This window comes from Xanthomonas sp. WHRI 1810A (assembly GCF_040202885.1).
Classification (GTDB): Bacteria; Pseudomonadota; Gammaproteobacteria; order Pseudomonadales; family Pseudomonadaceae; genus Aquipseudomonas.
This window is the reverse complement of the sequence record NZ_JBEGED010000001.1, coordinates 659,012-672,318: the sequence shown is the minus strand read 5'-3', so window position 1 is coordinate 672,318 and position 13,307 is coordinate 659,012. Positions and strand designations below refer to the sequence as shown.

General features: G+C 59.1%; 14 protein-coding genes and 1 tRNA gene. 6 read left to right on the top strand and 9 right to left on the bottom strand.

Features of this window, described 5'->3' with window-relative positions; all coding sequences use genetic code 11:
- Positions 1-173: 173 nt before the first annotated feature.
- The 8 genes from ychF to ABQX22_RS02990 all read right to left on the bottom strand — a co-directional run bounded on the left by ychF (position 174) and on the right by ABQX22_RS02990 (position 7,090).
- The gene (gene ychF, locus ABQX22_RS03025) at positions 174-1,274 is read right to left on the bottom strand and encodes a redox-regulated ATPase YchF (protein WP_349796350.1); all 1,101 of its coding nucleotides are present in this window, start codon (positions 1,272-1,274) and stop codon (positions 174-176) included.
- A 21-nt stretch (positions 1,275-1,295) separates the two neighbouring features.
- A complete protein-coding gene (pth, locus tag ABQX22_RS03020) occupies positions 1,296-1,880 on the bottom strand; it encodes an aminoacyl-tRNA hydrolase (RefSeq protein ID WP_349796348.1) in 585 nt (194 codons plus the stop codon).
- Positions 1,881-2,042: 162 nt separating this feature from the next.
- Positions 2,043-2,654: a 50S ribosomal protein L25/general stress protein Ctc gene (locus ABQX22_RS03015; protein WP_349796346.1), complete on the bottom strand. Its 612-nt coding sequence runs from the start codon at positions 2,652-2,654 to the stop codon at positions 2,043-2,045.
- Positions 2,655-2,792: 138 nt separating this feature from the next.
- On the bottom strand, positions 2,793-3,725 hold the full coding sequence (locus ABQX22_RS03010) for a ribose-phosphate pyrophosphokinase (protein WP_349796442.1): 933 nt from the start codon (positions 3,723-3,725) through the stop codon (positions 2,793-2,795).
- A 56-nt stretch (positions 3,726-3,781) separates the two neighbouring features.
- Positions 3,782-3,856 (bottom strand) — tRNA-Gln (locus ABQX22_RS03005).
- Between the two features lie 34 nt (positions 3,857-3,890).
- Positions 3,891-4,742: a 4-(cytidine 5'-diphospho)-2-C-methyl-D-erythritol kinase gene (gene ispE / locus ABQX22_RS03000; RefSeq protein ID WP_349796344.1), complete on the bottom strand. Its 852-nt coding sequence runs from the start codon at positions 4,740-4,742 to the stop codon at positions 3,891-3,893.
- A gap of 1 nt (position 4,743) precedes the next feature.
- On the bottom strand, positions 4,744-5,361 hold the full coding sequence (gene lolB, locus ABQX22_RS02995) for a lipoprotein insertase outer membrane protein LolB (RefSeq protein WP_349796342.1): 618 nt from the start codon (positions 5,359-5,361) through the stop codon (positions 4,744-4,746).
- Positions 5,362-5,365: 4 nt separating this feature from the next.
- Positions 5,366-7,090: a tetratricopeptide repeat protein gene (locus ABQX22_RS02990; RefSeq protein ID WP_349796340.1), complete on the bottom strand. Its 1,725-nt coding sequence runs from the start codon at positions 7,088-7,090 to the stop codon at positions 5,366-5,368.
- 257 nt (positions 7,091-7,347) lie between these two features.
- On the opposite strand from ABQX22_RS02990, the gene hemA reads away from it, so the two are divergent.
- From hemA to ABQX22_RS02960, 6 genes are all read left to right on the top strand, one after another.
- Positions 7,348-8,625, top strand: coding sequence for a glutamyl-tRNA reductase (gene hemA / locus ABQX22_RS02985; protein WP_349796338.1), 1,278 nt, complete (start codon positions 7,348-7,350; stop codon positions 8,623-8,625).
- Positions 8,622-9,704, top strand: coding sequence for a peptide chain release factor 1 (gene prfA, locus ABQX22_RS02980; protein WP_349796336.1), 1,083 nt, complete (start codon positions 8,622-8,624; stop codon positions 9,702-9,704). Before hemA ends, prfA begins: the two co-directional genes overlap by 4 nt.
- On the top strand, positions 9,705-10,538 hold the full coding sequence (gene prmC / locus ABQX22_RS02975; RefSeq protein ID WP_349796334.1) for a peptide chain release factor N(5)-glutamine methyltransferase: 834 nt from the start codon (positions 9,705-9,707) through the stop codon (positions 10,536-10,538). It abuts the gene before it with no gap.
- Positions 10,532-11,287: a molybdopterin-synthase adenylyltransferase MoeB gene (locus ABQX22_RS02970; RefSeq protein WP_349796332.1), complete on the top strand. Its 756-nt coding sequence runs from the start codon at positions 10,532-10,534 to the stop codon at positions 11,285-11,287. The genes prmC and ABQX22_RS02970 overlap by 7 nt, the downstream gene beginning before the upstream one ends.
- 11 nt (positions 11,288-11,298) lie before the next feature.
- A complete protein-coding gene (murI, locus tag ABQX22_RS02965; protein WP_349796330.1) occupies positions 11,299-12,099 on the top strand; it encodes a glutamate racemase in 801 nt (266 codons plus the stop codon).
- A 115-nt stretch (positions 12,100-12,214) separates the two neighbouring features.
- A complete protein-coding gene (locus tag ABQX22_RS02960) occupies positions 12,215-12,733 on the top strand; it encodes an acyloxyacyl hydrolase (RefSeq protein WP_349796328.1) in 519 nt (172 codons plus the stop codon).
- 199 nt (positions 12,734-12,932) lie between these two features.
- On the opposite strand, the gene ABQX22_RS02955 is transcribed toward ABQX22_RS02960, so the two are convergent.
- Positions 12,933-13,250: a YkgJ family cysteine cluster protein gene (locus ABQX22_RS02955; protein ID WP_349796326.1), complete on the bottom strand. Its 318-nt coding sequence runs from the start codon at positions 13,248-13,250 to the stop codon at positions 12,933-12,935.
- Positions 13,251-13,307 lie beyond the last annotated feature (57 nt).

The following is a 13,307-nucleotide window of genomic DNA, read 5'->3' as shown; positions in this document are numbered from 1 at the left end:
ACTCTAGCGCTTAGCAAATTCACGTACTCAAAAACCTACTCACCTCTTGGATGAAAGCGGCAGAAACAAGATGCGACTTTCTGAAACAGAAAAACCGCGCAAAGGCGCGGTTTTAATGGGTTTTGGTCAGTTTCACAGTGTTTCAAAAAACACCGTGAAACTTAATATTCCGATCAGACGTTGAAGCGGAAGTGCAGCACGTCGCCATCTTTGACGATGTAATCCTTGCCTTCCAGGCGCCATTTACCGGCTTCCTTGGTACCGGCTTCGCCCTTGTACTGGATGAAGTCGTTGTAGGCGATGCACTCGGCGCGGATGAAGCCTTTTTCGAAGTCGGTGTGAATCACGCCCGCCGCTTGTGGGGCCGTGGCGCCCACCTTCACGGTCCACGCGCGCACTTCTTCCACGCCGGCGGTGAAGTAAGTTTGCAGATGGAGCATTTCGTAACCGGCGCGGATCACGCGATTCAGACCTGGCTCTTCGAGGCCCAGCGCTTCGAGGAACATGTCTTTCTCTTCGCCGTCATCGAGCTCGGCGATTTCCGCTTCGATCTTGTTGCAGACCGGGACCAGCATTGCGCCTTCTTCTTCAGCAATGGCGCGCACCACGTCCAGCAGCGGGTTGTTCTCGAAACCGTCTTCCGCGACGTTGGCGATGTACATGACCGGCTTGGTGGTCAACAGATGGAAGCCACGGATGACGGCTTTTTCGTCGGCATTCATGGACTTCATCAGGCTGCGTGCTGGCTTGCCCAGGCTGAAGTGAGCGATGAGCTGTTCCAGCAGGCCTTTCTGAACCACTGCGTCCTTGTCGCCGCCCTTGGCGTTGCGAGTGACCTTCTGCAACTGCTTCTCGCAGCTGTCGAGGTCGGCAAAGATCAGTTCGAGGTCGATGATCTCGATGTCGCGCTTGGGGTCGACGCTGTTTGACACGTGAATCACGTTCTCGTCTTCGAAGCAGCGAACCACGTGAGCGATGGCGTCGGTTTCGCGAATGTTGGCGAGGAACTTGTTGCCCAGGCCTTCACCCTTCGATGCACCGGCGACCAGACCCGCGATATCCACGAACTCCATGGTGGTCGGCAGGATCCGCTTCGGGTTGACGATAGCGGCCAGCGCTGCGAGGCGCGGATCGGGCATCGGCACGATGCCGGTGTTCGGTTCGATCGTGCAGAAGGGAAAGTTCTCGGCCGCAATGCCGGATTTGGTCAGGGCGTTGAACAAGGTGGACTTGCCGACGTTGGGCAGGCCGACGATGCCGCAATTGAATCCCATGGTGTTTCCCCTCGAGTGATGTCAGGCCTTCTGGCTGTGCAGGTTTTTCATCGCGCGGTTCCATTCACCGGCGAAGATGTCCGGCAGCACGCCGAGGGCAAAGTCGATACTGGCATCCAGTTTTTCCTGCTCGGCGCGTGGCGCTCGACCCAGAACGAAACCGGATACCTTGCTGGCATCGCCTGGGTGGCCGATGCCAAGCCTCAGACGGTGAAATGTATTCTGGTTACCCAGCTGGGCGATGATGTCGCGCAGCCCGTTGTGTCCACCATGACCGCCGCCTACTTTGAGTTTGGCAACGCCGGGCGGGAGATCAAGTTCGTCGTGAGCCACCAGGATCGAGTCAACCGCAATTCGATAAAAGCCGGCGAGCGCTGCTACGGCCTGGCCACTGCGGTTCATGAAGGTGGTGGGGATCAGCAAACGAACATCCTGACCCTGATGCGTGAAGCGTCCGGTCAGGCCAAAGAATTTGCGCTCGGGCACGAGATTGACTCGATACGCCGCAGCAATACGCTCAACAAAAAGGGCCCCTGCGTTATGCCGGGTCTGTTCGTATTCAGCGCCTGGATTTCCCAGGCCAACGATCAGTTGTATGGCAGTCACGACAAGGGCCCTTTTCTGGAGTTGTGGTTGAAACCGCTGCAGGCAGCGGCAAAACTGGAAGAAAACTGCTCATTTACCATGATGTAAACTCCGCGATCCTGCCCGTTTTGCCTGACTTTTACAGCGGTCTCCCGAGCAACTCCGGTATTACCAAGTAATGAATTACTCGGCAGTATCTTCTTCTGCTTCATCGTCTTCGGTCGGTACAACGCGCGGTGCGTGAACGTTGGCAACAGCCAGGTCGTTACCGTGCGCCAGTGCCACGAACTCAACGCCTTTAGGCGCAGTGAGGTCGGACAAGTGGATGATCGAACCGATCTCCAAAGCAGACACGTCTACTTCGATGAACTCAGGCAGGTCTTTCGGCAGGCAGGTCACTTCCAGCTCGGAAGTTACGTGCGAAACTTCGCCGCCTTTCTTGGTCGGAGCTTCTTCACCAACGAAGTGTACAGGCACGATAGCGGTCAGTTTCTGGCCGGCTACAACGCGTACGAAGTCAGCGTGCATCACGTGGCCTTTGGCCGGGTGACGTTGCAGCGCCTTGATGATGACGTTCTGCTTCTGGCCACCAACGTTCAGCTCGATGATGTGGCTGTACGAAGCTTCGTTTTCCAGCAGTTTTGCAACTTCCTTGGCCAGCATGCTGATGGATTCAGGGGCTTTGTCGCCACCGTAAACTACAGCTGGAACCAGGCTTGCGAGACGACGCAGGCGGCGGCTCGCACCTTTCCCCAAGTCGGAACGCAGTTCAGCATTCAAAGTAAAATCGTTCATGTTGTTTCTCCAAAATAACCACATTCGCCTCTGCGTTTGCGACCGACGCTCGGGCGATACGGGCAAAAAAGCCCCGCCCTGACGGGCTGTCAGGGCGGGGCGCTTTTCGTCAGCGGGATGTCTGCGAAGGGAAAACCCTTAGCGGAACATCGCGCTGATCGATTCTTCGTTGCTGATGCGACGCATCGCCTCAGCGACTACCGGCGCGATATCCAGTTGGCGGATACGGCTACAGGCTTGTGCGGCGGCGGACAAGGGGATGGTGTTGGTCACCACCAGTTCGTCCAGCACGGAATTTTCAATGTTCTCGATCGCGCGACCGGACAGAACAGGGTGTGTGCAGTAGGCAAACACCTTGGCAGCACCGTGTTCTTTCAGGGCCTTGGCCGCGTGGCACAGTGTGCCTGCGGTATCGACCATGTCGTCGACGAGAATACAGGTACGTCCTTCGACGTCACCGATGATGTGCATCACTTCAGAGTGATTGGCTTTCTCACGGCGCTTGTCGATGATCCCGAGATCGACGCCCAGGGATTTGGCAACAGCACGTGCACGCACGACGCCGCCAATGTCCGGGGATACGATCATCAGGTTTTCAAAGCGTTGGTCTTCGATGTCATCCACCAGAACCGGGGAGCCGTAGATGTTATCTACCGGGATATCGAAGAAGCCCTGGATTTGGTCAGCGTGCAGATCGACGGTGAGTACACGGTCGATACCGACGACCGTCAGCATGTCAGCGACCACTTTGGCGCTGATAGCCACACGTGCAGAGCGCGGACGGCGATCCTGACGGGCGTAACCAAAATAAGGGATAACAGCAGTGATACGAGTAGCCGAGGAGCGGCGGAAGGCATCAGCCATCACGACGAGTTCCATCAGGTTATCGTTGGTTGGGGCGCATGTAGGCTGGATAATGAAGACATCTTTACCGCGGACGTTTTCATTGATCTCGGCTGTAATCTCGCCATCGGAAAACTTACCGACTGAGATGTCACCGAGGGGGATATGCAGCTGACGTACGACACGCCGAGCCAGATCGGGGTTGGCGTTCCCCGTAAAGACCATCATCTTGGACACGCGCAGTACCTGCCGGCTGAGGGTATACCTGGATGAGTATAGGAAAATGGCAGGGGCGGCTGGATTCGAACCAACGCATGGCAGGATCAAAACCTGCTGCCTTACCGCTTGGCGACGCCCCTGTAGCGATGTTGCCGAGTGCCTAGCACTCGTTTCTTAGAACAGACTCTGTAACTTGCGATGCAACATCGAGATGTTGGATCCTTTCGCTACGAACCCTGTAAGGGTCTCTGTAAGAAGGGCCGAGACTTTATCAGCTTCAGCTTTGTTTGGGAAGGCCCCAAACACACAACTTCCAGTTCCAGTTAATTTTGCGTCGGTAAATTTACCTAGCAAATTCAAAGCGTTACGAACAGCGGGATAACGCCTCTCTACAACTGGCTGACAGTCATTTCGACTGTTTCCCTCGAGAACGGGGCGCACTTTAATGGGAGGCGTGTCACGTGTCAACAGCGGATCTGAAAAAATTTCTGCTGTACTTACAGATACTTGCGGAACAAGCACCAGATACCACGGTTCTTCCGGGTTTACGGGCGTCAGGATTTCTCCGACACCTTCGGCGAAAGCGGCCCTGCCACGCACGAAAACCGGCACGTCGGCGCCTAACGTCAGGCCTAGAGCGGCCAGGCGATCTTCATCCCAGCCCAGATTCCAGAGGTAGTTGAGCCCGAGCAAAGTTGTAGCGGCATCGGAGCTGCCGCCCCCAATTCCACCGCCCATGGGCAGTATTTTTTTCAACCAGATGTCGACGCCAAGCGAGCTGCCGGACTGTTCTTGCAGCGCGCGGGCCGCTCGCACAATCAGGTTGCTGTCGTGAGGGACGTCCGCAATGTCGGTCTGCAGACGCACTTGGCCGTCATCGCGCACGGCAAAACTCAATTCGTCGCCGTAATCCAGGAACTGAAACAGCGTCTGCAGTTCGTGATACCCATCGGCGCGACGGCCGAGAATATGCAGCATCAGGTTGAGCTTGGCCGGGGCGGGCAGTGTCAGGCGCGGCGAGGACACGTTATTGCCCCAGCTTGCGCGGTTGCCAGTCCTTGATGACCAGCGTCACGTCCAGATCCTTGCCGTGCAGCTTGATCCGCTCGGGCAGCCAGAAGCCGTTCTGCTCGGTGTAGCTGAGGTATTCGATCTCCCAGTCGTCCTGGGTCAGATGTGACAGACGACTGTCACCATCGAGTGTCAGCGTGCTCTTGCTGTCAGGGGCAGGCAGGCCTCGGACCCACCAGACCAGATGCGAGACCGGCAATTTCCAGCCCAACTGATCTTGCAGCAGCGTCTCGGGGTCCGGCGCTTCGTAGCGACCCTGATTGGCGACCTCAAGCGACACCGCGCCAGGGCGACCGGTCAGGCGCGCAGCACCACGGCCCAGCGGCCCGGACAAGCGAATGTCGTAGTAGTCCTGCCGTTGCAGCCAGAACAACGTCCCACTGCCGGAATCCTTTGGCGCACGAATGCCGACCTTGCCGTTGATCTGCCAGCCATCAAGGCCGCTCAGTTGCTGTTTGTGTGACTGCCATTGTTTGGCGTTGCCCTGGCCTTGTACGGCTTCGCGGGAACCCATACCGGCGCAGCCGGCGAGCAGAGCGATAAAGCTGAATACGATTACGTGGCGCAATAACATAAATTCAAAGGGTCTCTGATCCGGTCAGGCGCTTGAGGGTGCTGCGCAGAACCGGACTGTCAGGTTGTTGTTCAAGGGCTTTGCCCCAGATTTTACGGGCCTCGCGCTGTTCGCCTTTGGCCCAGAGCACTTCACCCAGGTGCGCGGCGACTTCGTGGTCCGGGAAGCGTTCGAGGGCCATACGCAGCAGGCGCTCGGCTTCATCCAGATTGCCCAGGCGATAGTTGACCCAGCCCAGGCTGTCGAGAACGGCCGGATCATCGGGGTTCAGCGCGTGAGCACGCTCGATCAGTTCCTTGGCTTCGGCATAGCGCGTGGTGCGGTCCGAGAGCGTGTAGCCCAAGGCGTTCAGGGCCATTGCATTGTTCGGCTCGCGCTTGAGAATCGTGCGCAGGTCCGTTTCCATCTGCTTCAGATCGTTGCGCTTTTCAGCCAGCATCGAGCGCGTGTACAGCAGGTTCAAATCGTCCGGATACTGCTTGAGCGCCTGATTCAACACCTGCCAGCCACGGTCGGCCTGGTTGTTGTTGGTCAGCGTTTCGGCTTCGATCAGGTACAGCTGGATGACATAATCCGGTTGGTCGACACGGGCCTGCGCCAGGCGTTTCGAAGCCTCGGCGGTGTTTCCGTTGCTCATCAGAATATCGGCCTGACGCAATTGCGCGGGCAGATAGTCATTGCCTGGCCCGACCTGAGCGTACTCACTCAGCGCGGTCTGAGGGTCATCGCGCTCTTCGGAAATGCGCCCCAGATTGACGTGGGCGGAGTCGACGTGGCTGCCACGGGCGATCAGGTCTTCCAGATAACCCTGGGCCTCATCCCATGCCTTCGCTTCCAGGCAGACCAGCGCCAGTGAGTAGCGAAGCTCGTCATCGTCAGGGTATTGCTGAACCAAGCTGGAGAATTGCACTTTGGCGTCGTCCATGCGGTTCTGCTCGACCAGCGTGCGCGCGTAGGTCAGGCGCAGGCGCTTGTCGTCGGGGTATTTCTTGATGTTCTTTTCCAGCAGAGGCAGCGCTTCCTTGCCGCGATTCATGCTTTGCAGCAAGCGCGCGTGCAGCAGGATGGGCGCAACTTCACCTTCGTTCGGCGGGTTGTCTTCCAGCAGTTTCAGCGATGCTGCGCTGTCGCCTTCCTGTTGCAGCAGCAGGGCTTTGCCGAAGATCAGCTGACCATTTTTTGGATATTTACCCAGCAAACGGTCGAAGCTGGTGAGCAGGCCTTTGCGGGTATTGGAGTCGGTTTCAGCGGCGGACAGCGCAAGGAAATCGAAGTGCGTGTCGCCCTTGCCCTGCAGCACCTTCTCCATATAACGCATGGAGTCGTCGTAGCGCCCGGACCTTGCCAGCTGAATCGCGGCCGCGCGTTGCGCTTCAAGATTGCTCGGGTCGTTCTTGGCCCAGATCAGCGAGGTATCCAGTGCGGCCTGATCGGCCCCCAGGTACTCGGCAATGCGAAAGGCACGCTCGGAAATCCCCGGGTCCTGAGTCTTGATCGCCTCGGTCACGTAGTTATCCAGCGCGATGTCGAAACGATTGCGCTGCCCCGCCAATTCGGCGGCCAGCAGGCTGACCACGGTTTCCTGAGAGAACGAGCCGTAGACCTGAGGTTTGGCCTCGGGCGCGGGAGTCGTCTCTTTCTCGGCAGGGGGCTGCTGAGAAACTGTGGCCGTGTTTTGGCAGCCACCAAGAGCGAGTAGGGCAATGAACAGCGCGGAGGATTTATTCATATAGAGGAGAGGGCGACTACCTGCGGTTTGAAAGCATCATGACACAAGGCCGGGAGCAAACCCACAGCCCGCGCGAAAAGTAAGGCATCGCAATTTACAGCCCCGGCGTGGACAAATTGCCGCAGCCAGGGCCTCGGAATGCGTGATCTCTATAGAGACAATAGCCTTGGCAGGTCGTTCTGAATGTATTGCGTGGTTGTCCTGAATCTATTGAAGTAGGACAATTGCCGGCTTCACGTCACCATCAGCGACCTTGAATGGCCTTTCTTGCTCTGGGTATCAACCATAAGACTGCTTCAGTCGATGTCCGCGAGCGCGTGGCATTTACCCCTGAGCAGTTGGTTGAAGCATTACAGCAACTGTGTCGCCTGACCGACAGCCGCGAAGCGGCGATCCTCTCGACCTGCAATCGCAGCGAGCTTTATATAGAACAGGACCACCTCACCGCCGACGTCATTCTGCGTTGGCTGGCCGATTATCATCATCTGAGCATCGACGAACTGCGCGCCAGTGCCTACGTGCATGAAGAGGGTGACGCCGTGCGCCACATGATGCGCGTAGCGTCCGGACTCGACTCCCTGGTGCTCGGCGAGCCGCAGATTCTCGGGCAGATGAAGTCCGCCTATGCCGTGGCGCGGGAGGCGGGGACCATCGGCCCGCTGCTGGGGCGCCTGTTTCAGGCCACGTTCAGCGCTGCCAAGCAGGTCCGGACTGACACGGCCATTGGCGAGAACCCGGTGTCGGTTGCGTTTGCCGCCGTCAGCCTGGCGAAACAAATATTCAGTGACCTGCAGCGCAGCCAGGCATTACTGATCGGCGCGGGCGAGACCATCACGCTGGTCGCCCGACACCTGCACGATCTGGGTGTTAAGCGTATCGTCGTCGCCAACCGCACGCTGGAGCGTGCCAGCATCCTGGCCGAACAGTTCGGTGCCCATGCCGTGCTGCTCGCCGATATCCCGGCCGAGCTGGTCAACAGCGACATCGTCATCAGTTCAACCGCCAGCCAGTTGCCGATACTGGGCAAAGGCGCGGTCGAAAGCGCACTCAAGCTGCGCAAGCACAAGCCCATCTTCATGGTGGACATCGCCGTCCCGCGCGATATCGAGCCGGAAGTCGGCGAACTCGACGACGTTTATCTGTACACCGTCGATGATCTGCATGAAGTCGTCGCCGAGAACCTCAAGAGCCGACAGGGCGCTGCACAGGCGGCTGAAGAGCTGATCACCCTGGGCGTTGGCGATTTTATGTCGCGGCTGCGAGAACTCGCAGCGGTCGACGTCCTCAAGGCGTATCGTCAGCAAAGCGAACGGCTGCGCGACGAAGAGTTGGTGAAGGCCCAGCGCTTGCTTGCCAACGGCGCCAACGCCGAAGATGTGCTGGCGGTGCTTGCGCGCAGCCTGACCAACAAGTTGATGCATGCGCCTAGCGTGCAACTGAAAAAGCTCTCTGCCGAAGGTCGCGTCGACGCGCTGACCATGGCCCAGGAACTCTTTGCCCTCGGTGAGGGCTACACGGATAAACCCCCGCAATGAAAGCTTCACTGCTCAATAAGCTGGACATCCTCAGTGACCGTTTCGAGGAACTGACCGCACTGCTTGGCGATGCCGAAGTCATTTCCGACCAGACCAAATTTCGCGCCTACTCGCGTGAGTACGCTGAAGCCGAGCCTGTGATCGCAGCCTACAACCAGCTGCTCAAGGTGCAAGGCGATCTCGAGGGCGCGCAGGCGTTGCTCAAGGACAGCGACCCCGACATGCGAGAAATGGCCGGTGAAGAAGTGCGCGAGGCCAAAGACCAACTGGTCACGCTGGAAAGCAATCTGCAGAAGATGCTGCTGCCCAGGGACCCCAACGACGGCCGCAACGTGTTTCTGGAGATCCGCGCCGGCACCGGCGGGGATGAAGCGGCGATTTTCTCCGGCGATCTGTTTCGCATGTATTCGCGCTACGCCGAGCGTCGCGGTTGGCGGGTCGAGATCATGTCGGAGAACGAAGGCGAGCATGGCGGCTTCAAAGAGGTCATCGCCCGTGTCGAAGGCGAGAATGTCTACGGCAAGCTGAAATTCGAGTCCGGCGCGCACCGTGTGCAGCGGGTTCCGGAGACCGAATCCCAGGGACGTATCCACACGTCAGCCTGTACGGTGGCCGTATTGCCCGAGCCTGATGAGCAGCAGGCGATCGAGATCAATGCATCGGACCTGCGCATCGACACCTACAAGTCCTCCGGCGCGGGTGGTCAGCACGTCAACAAGACCGACTCGGCCATTCGTATTACCCACTTGCCTTCTGGCATTGTGGTCGAGTGCCAGGAAGAACGTTCGCAGCACAAGAACCGGGCCCGGGCCATGTCCTGGCTGTCGGCCAAGCTCAATGATCAGCAAACCAGCGCGGCGGCCAATGCCATCGCCAGTGAGCGTAAATTGTTGGTGGGGTCGGGGGATCGCTCCGAACGCATCCGGACGTACAATTTTCCACAGGGGCGAGTGACGGATCATCGCGTGAATCTGACGTTGTATTCGCTGGATGAAGTGCTGGCCGGCGGAGTCGATGCAGTGATAGAACCGTTGCTGGCTGAGTATCAGGCAGATCAACTTGCGGCACTGGGTGAGTAAATGACCATTATCGCCAGCTTGTTAAGAAGCGCCGAGCTACCGGATTCTCCGACGGCGCGTCTGGATGTCGAATTGCTGCTGGCCGCCGCGTTGGGCAAGCCGCGCAGTTTCCTGCACACCTGGCCCGAGCGCATTGTCAGCAGCGAAGCGGCCCACACCTTTGAAGCGTTCGTGCGCAGACGTCGCACCGGCGAGCCGGTGGCTTACATTCTGGGGCTGCAAGGCTTCTGGAATATCGACCTGGAAGTCGCCACGCACACCCTCATCCCGCGCCCCGAAACCGAAATGCTGGTGGAGACGGCGCTGGAATTGCTGCCAGGCGCCATCCCTCACCGCTTGCTGGATCTGGGCACCGGTACAGGCGCCATTGCGCTGTCGCTGGCCAAGGATCGCCCGCAATGGACCATCACGGCGGTGGATCGTGTGGACGAGGCGGTGGATCTGGCTGAGCGCAATCGTCAACGGCTCAATCTGGACAACGCAGCCGTGATGAAGAGCCATTGGTTCAGTGCATTGAAGCGTCAGCGCTTCGATCTGATCATCAGCAACCCGCCCTACATTGCCTCCGACGATCCGCACCTGGCCAAGGGCGATGTGCGCTTCGAGCCCAGCAGTGCGCTGGTGGCCGGCGTCGACGGGCTGGATGATCTGCGCGTGATCACCTCCGAGGCCCCCGCGCATCTTGAGCCCGGTGGCTGGCTGTTGCTCGAACATGGTTATGACCAGGGCGCGGCGGTGCGTGAACTGCTCAACAGCCATGGTTTTGAACAGATCCAGACCCGTCGCGATCTGGGTGACAACGAGCGCATCACCTTCGGGCGCGTGCCGTGCTGACCGATCAGGAACTGTTGCGCTATAGCCGACAGATCCTTGTGCAGCACGTAGACATCCAGGGCCAGTTGCGCCTCAAGCAAAGCAGGGCGCTGATCGTGGGCCTCGGCGGGCTGGGTTCGCCCGTGGCGCTGTACCTGGCGGCGGCTGGCGTCGGTGAGCTGCATCTGGCGGACTTCGACACGGTCGACCTGACCAATCTGCAACGACAGATCATTCACGACAGCCACAGCGTCGGGCGCAGCAAGGTCGATTCGGCCATCGAGCGCCTCACCGCCATTAATCCCGACGTGAAGCTGGTGCCTCATCGCACCGCGCTGGATGCCGACTCTCTCGCCGCAGCGGTTGAAGCGGTGGACCTGGTGCTCGATTGCTCGGACAATTTTTCAACCCGTGAAGCGGTGAACGCCGCCTGCGTTGCCGCCCGCAAACCTCTGGTCAGCGGGGCCGCCATTCGCCTGGAAGGCCAGCTGTCGGTGTTCGATCCGCGTCTGGCGCACAGCCCTTGTTACCACTGTCTGTACGGGCACGGCAGCGAAGCCGAACTCACCTGCAGCGAAGCGGGAGTGGTCGGGCCGCTGGTGGGGCTGGTGGGCAGTTTGCAGGCGCTGGAGGCGTTGAAGCTACTGGCGGGGTTTGGCGAATCGATGGTGGGCCGCCTGCTGTTGATCGATGCGCTGACCACGCGGTTTCGCGAACTGAAGGTCAAGCGTGACCCGGGCTGCACAGTCTGTGGCAGTGCTCATGCGTGACGTGGCCGGCCATGTCTAGGGCCAGCGACGCACCGGTCGGCGTCTTCGACTCCGGTGTTGGCGGGCTCTCAGTGCTTGGCGAGATCCATCGCCTGCTGCCCAATGAATCAACGTTGTACGTGGCCGACTGCGGGCACATCCCCTATGGCGAGAAAACCCCGGAATTTATTCGCCAGCGCTGCGTGGTCATTGCCGAATTCTTTCGAGCGCAAGGGGCCAAGGCGCTGGTGCTGGCGTGCAACACGGCGACCGTCGCCGGTGTCGCCGATCTGCGCGAACGCTTCCCGGACTGGCCCATTGTGGGCATGGAGCCGGCGGTCAAACCCGCAGCGGCAGCCACCCGCACCGGTGTGGTCGGCGTCCTGGCCACCACCGGCACGCTGCAGAGCGCAAAGTTCGCGGCGCTGCTGGATCGTTTCGCGGCAGACGTTCAGGTGATCACCCAGCCGTGTCCCGGGTTGGTGGAGCTGATCGAAACCGGCGACCTGACCAGCCCGACCATTCGCCACCTGCTGCAGGGCTATGTCGAACCCTTGCTTCAAGCAGGCTGCGACACGATCATTCTCGGCTGCACGCACTACCCCTTTCTCAAGCCGCTGTTGCGCGAGATGGTCCCTGCGGCCGTCACCCTGATCGATACCGGGGGCGCCGTGGCGCGTCAATTACAGCGCCTGCTCGCCCAGCGCGAACTGCTGGCTGGCGGTCCACCACAGCCGACGCAGTTCTGGACGAGTGGTGACATGAATAATTTCAGAAACATCCTACCGGTACTATGGAAAACGTCTGACAATGTGCGAAGCTTCGCCTCGTGAAAAAAACGTGAAAAGTTGCTGTTTAACGCTGAACTAAACCTCGGCTTCAGACTTCTACAGCACGGCTATTCAGAAAAAAAATCCGACTACTGCATTCGAAAATAGGATGTTTCAGATGAAGCGACTGTTTTGTTTGGCTGCGATTGCGGCCGCGTTACTGGGGCAAAGTGCGATAGCACAAGCCGATGGTGTTGAATTCTCGGTTGGGGAAACCGGTGAATCGACGATGACCTATCGCTTGGGCGCGCAATTTGATTGGGACAAAAGTTGGTGGCAGACCGGCGTCGGCCGTCTGACTGGCTACTGGAGCGGGGCCTATACCTACTGGGAAGGCGACAAGAATTCCAGCAACAACAGCCTGTCGTTTTCGCCCGTGTTCGTCTACGAGTTCGCTGGCGAGAACGTGAAGCCTTACGTCGAAGCCGGTATCGGCGTCTCGGTGTTCCAGCGCACGGAAGTTGAAGGTAACAAGTTGGGCAGCGCGTTCCAGTTTGAAGACCGCATCGGTTTTGGTCTGCGCTTCACCGGTGGGCATGAAGTTGGCATTCGCGCCACTCACTACTCCAACGGTGGCATGACCAGCAACAACGATGGTATCGAGAGCTACGCCCTGCACTACACCATGCCGTTCTAACTATCCGTTTGAATGTGTTGGCGTACACTTGCCCGCGATCAGATTTGTTCCAGCGCCTGCATAAGGCCCTGATACGACGCCATCGCGGGCAAGCGCCTTTCTACAGAAAGAAACCGGTTTCCCCCTCTGGGAGCGGACCTGTCCGCGAAGGCGACGGCCCAGGCACTGCAAATACATCGTCTTGCCTGAACCGCGTGCTCTACACGTAAGCCGTAGCAATCCCTTCCCGCTCCACCAGACACTCCGGTGCCCCCATTTCGAACTCCCGGCAAATCAGCGGGCGTCTGTCGTAGATGGTGCACATCATCGTGTCGCGATCCAGCGCCGCGCACCAACCGTCATCCAGACGCAGCATGACTTCGCCGCCCCAGTCATCGGTATCGATGAAGCGTTCGGGCACGCCGGTGTCGGTGATCAGCATCACTTCCAGTTGGCAGCAGCATGCCGCGCAGGTTGAGCACGTGACGGCAGGGTCGACCGGGTCGACGGGGACTTGGAATACAGGGATCGGGGTCATGGGGCGGCAGTGTAAAGCAGCGTGCCCTCAGCTGGGCGTTTGCCTGACAAGCGCGCC

Bases quoted from the DNA above. Each gene is read 5' to 3' on its own strand.
- ychF (WP_349796350.1), bottom strand. From the start codon at position 1,274: ATGGGATTCAATTGCGGCATCGTCGGCCTGCCCAACGTCGGCAAGTCC.
- ABQX22_RS03015 (WP_349796346.1), bottom strand. From the start codon at position 2,654: ATGAACGATTTTACTTTGAATGCTGAACTGCGTTCCGACTTGGGGAAA.
- ABQX22_RS03010 (WP_349796442.1), bottom strand. From the start codon at position 3,725: ATGATGGTCTTTACGGGGAACGCCAACCCCGATCTGGCTCGGCGTGTC.
- lolB (WP_349796342.1), bottom strand. From the start codon at position 5,361: ATGTTATTGCGCCACGTAATCGTATTCAGCTTTATCGCTCTGCTCGCC.
- ABQX22_RS02990 (WP_349796340.1), bottom strand. From the start codon at position 7,090: ATGAATAAATCCTCCGCGCTGTTCATTGCCCTACTCGCTCTTGGTGGC.
- hemA (WP_349796338.1), top strand. From the start codon at position 7,348: ATGGCCTTTCTTGCTCTGGGTATCAACCATAAGACTGCTTCAGTCGAT.
- prfA (WP_349796336.1), top strand. From the start codon at position 8,622: ATGAAAGCTTCACTGCTCAATAAGCTGGACATCCTCAGTGACCGTTTC.
- prmC (WP_349796334.1), top strand. From the start codon at position 9,705: ATGACCATTATCGCCAGCTTGTTAAGAAGCGCCGAGCTACCGGATTCT.
- murI (WP_349796330.1), top strand. From the start codon at position 11,299: ATGTCTAGGGCCAGCGACGCACCGGTCGGCGTCTTCGACTCCGGTGTT.
- ABQX22_RS02960 (WP_349796328.1), top strand. From the start codon at position 12,215: ATGAAGCGACTGTTTTGTTTGGCTGCGATTGCGGCCGCGTTACTGGGG.
- ABQX22_RS02955 (WP_349796326.1), bottom strand. From the start codon at position 13,250: ATGACCCCGATCCCTGTATTCCAAGTCCCCGTCGACCCGGTCGACCCT.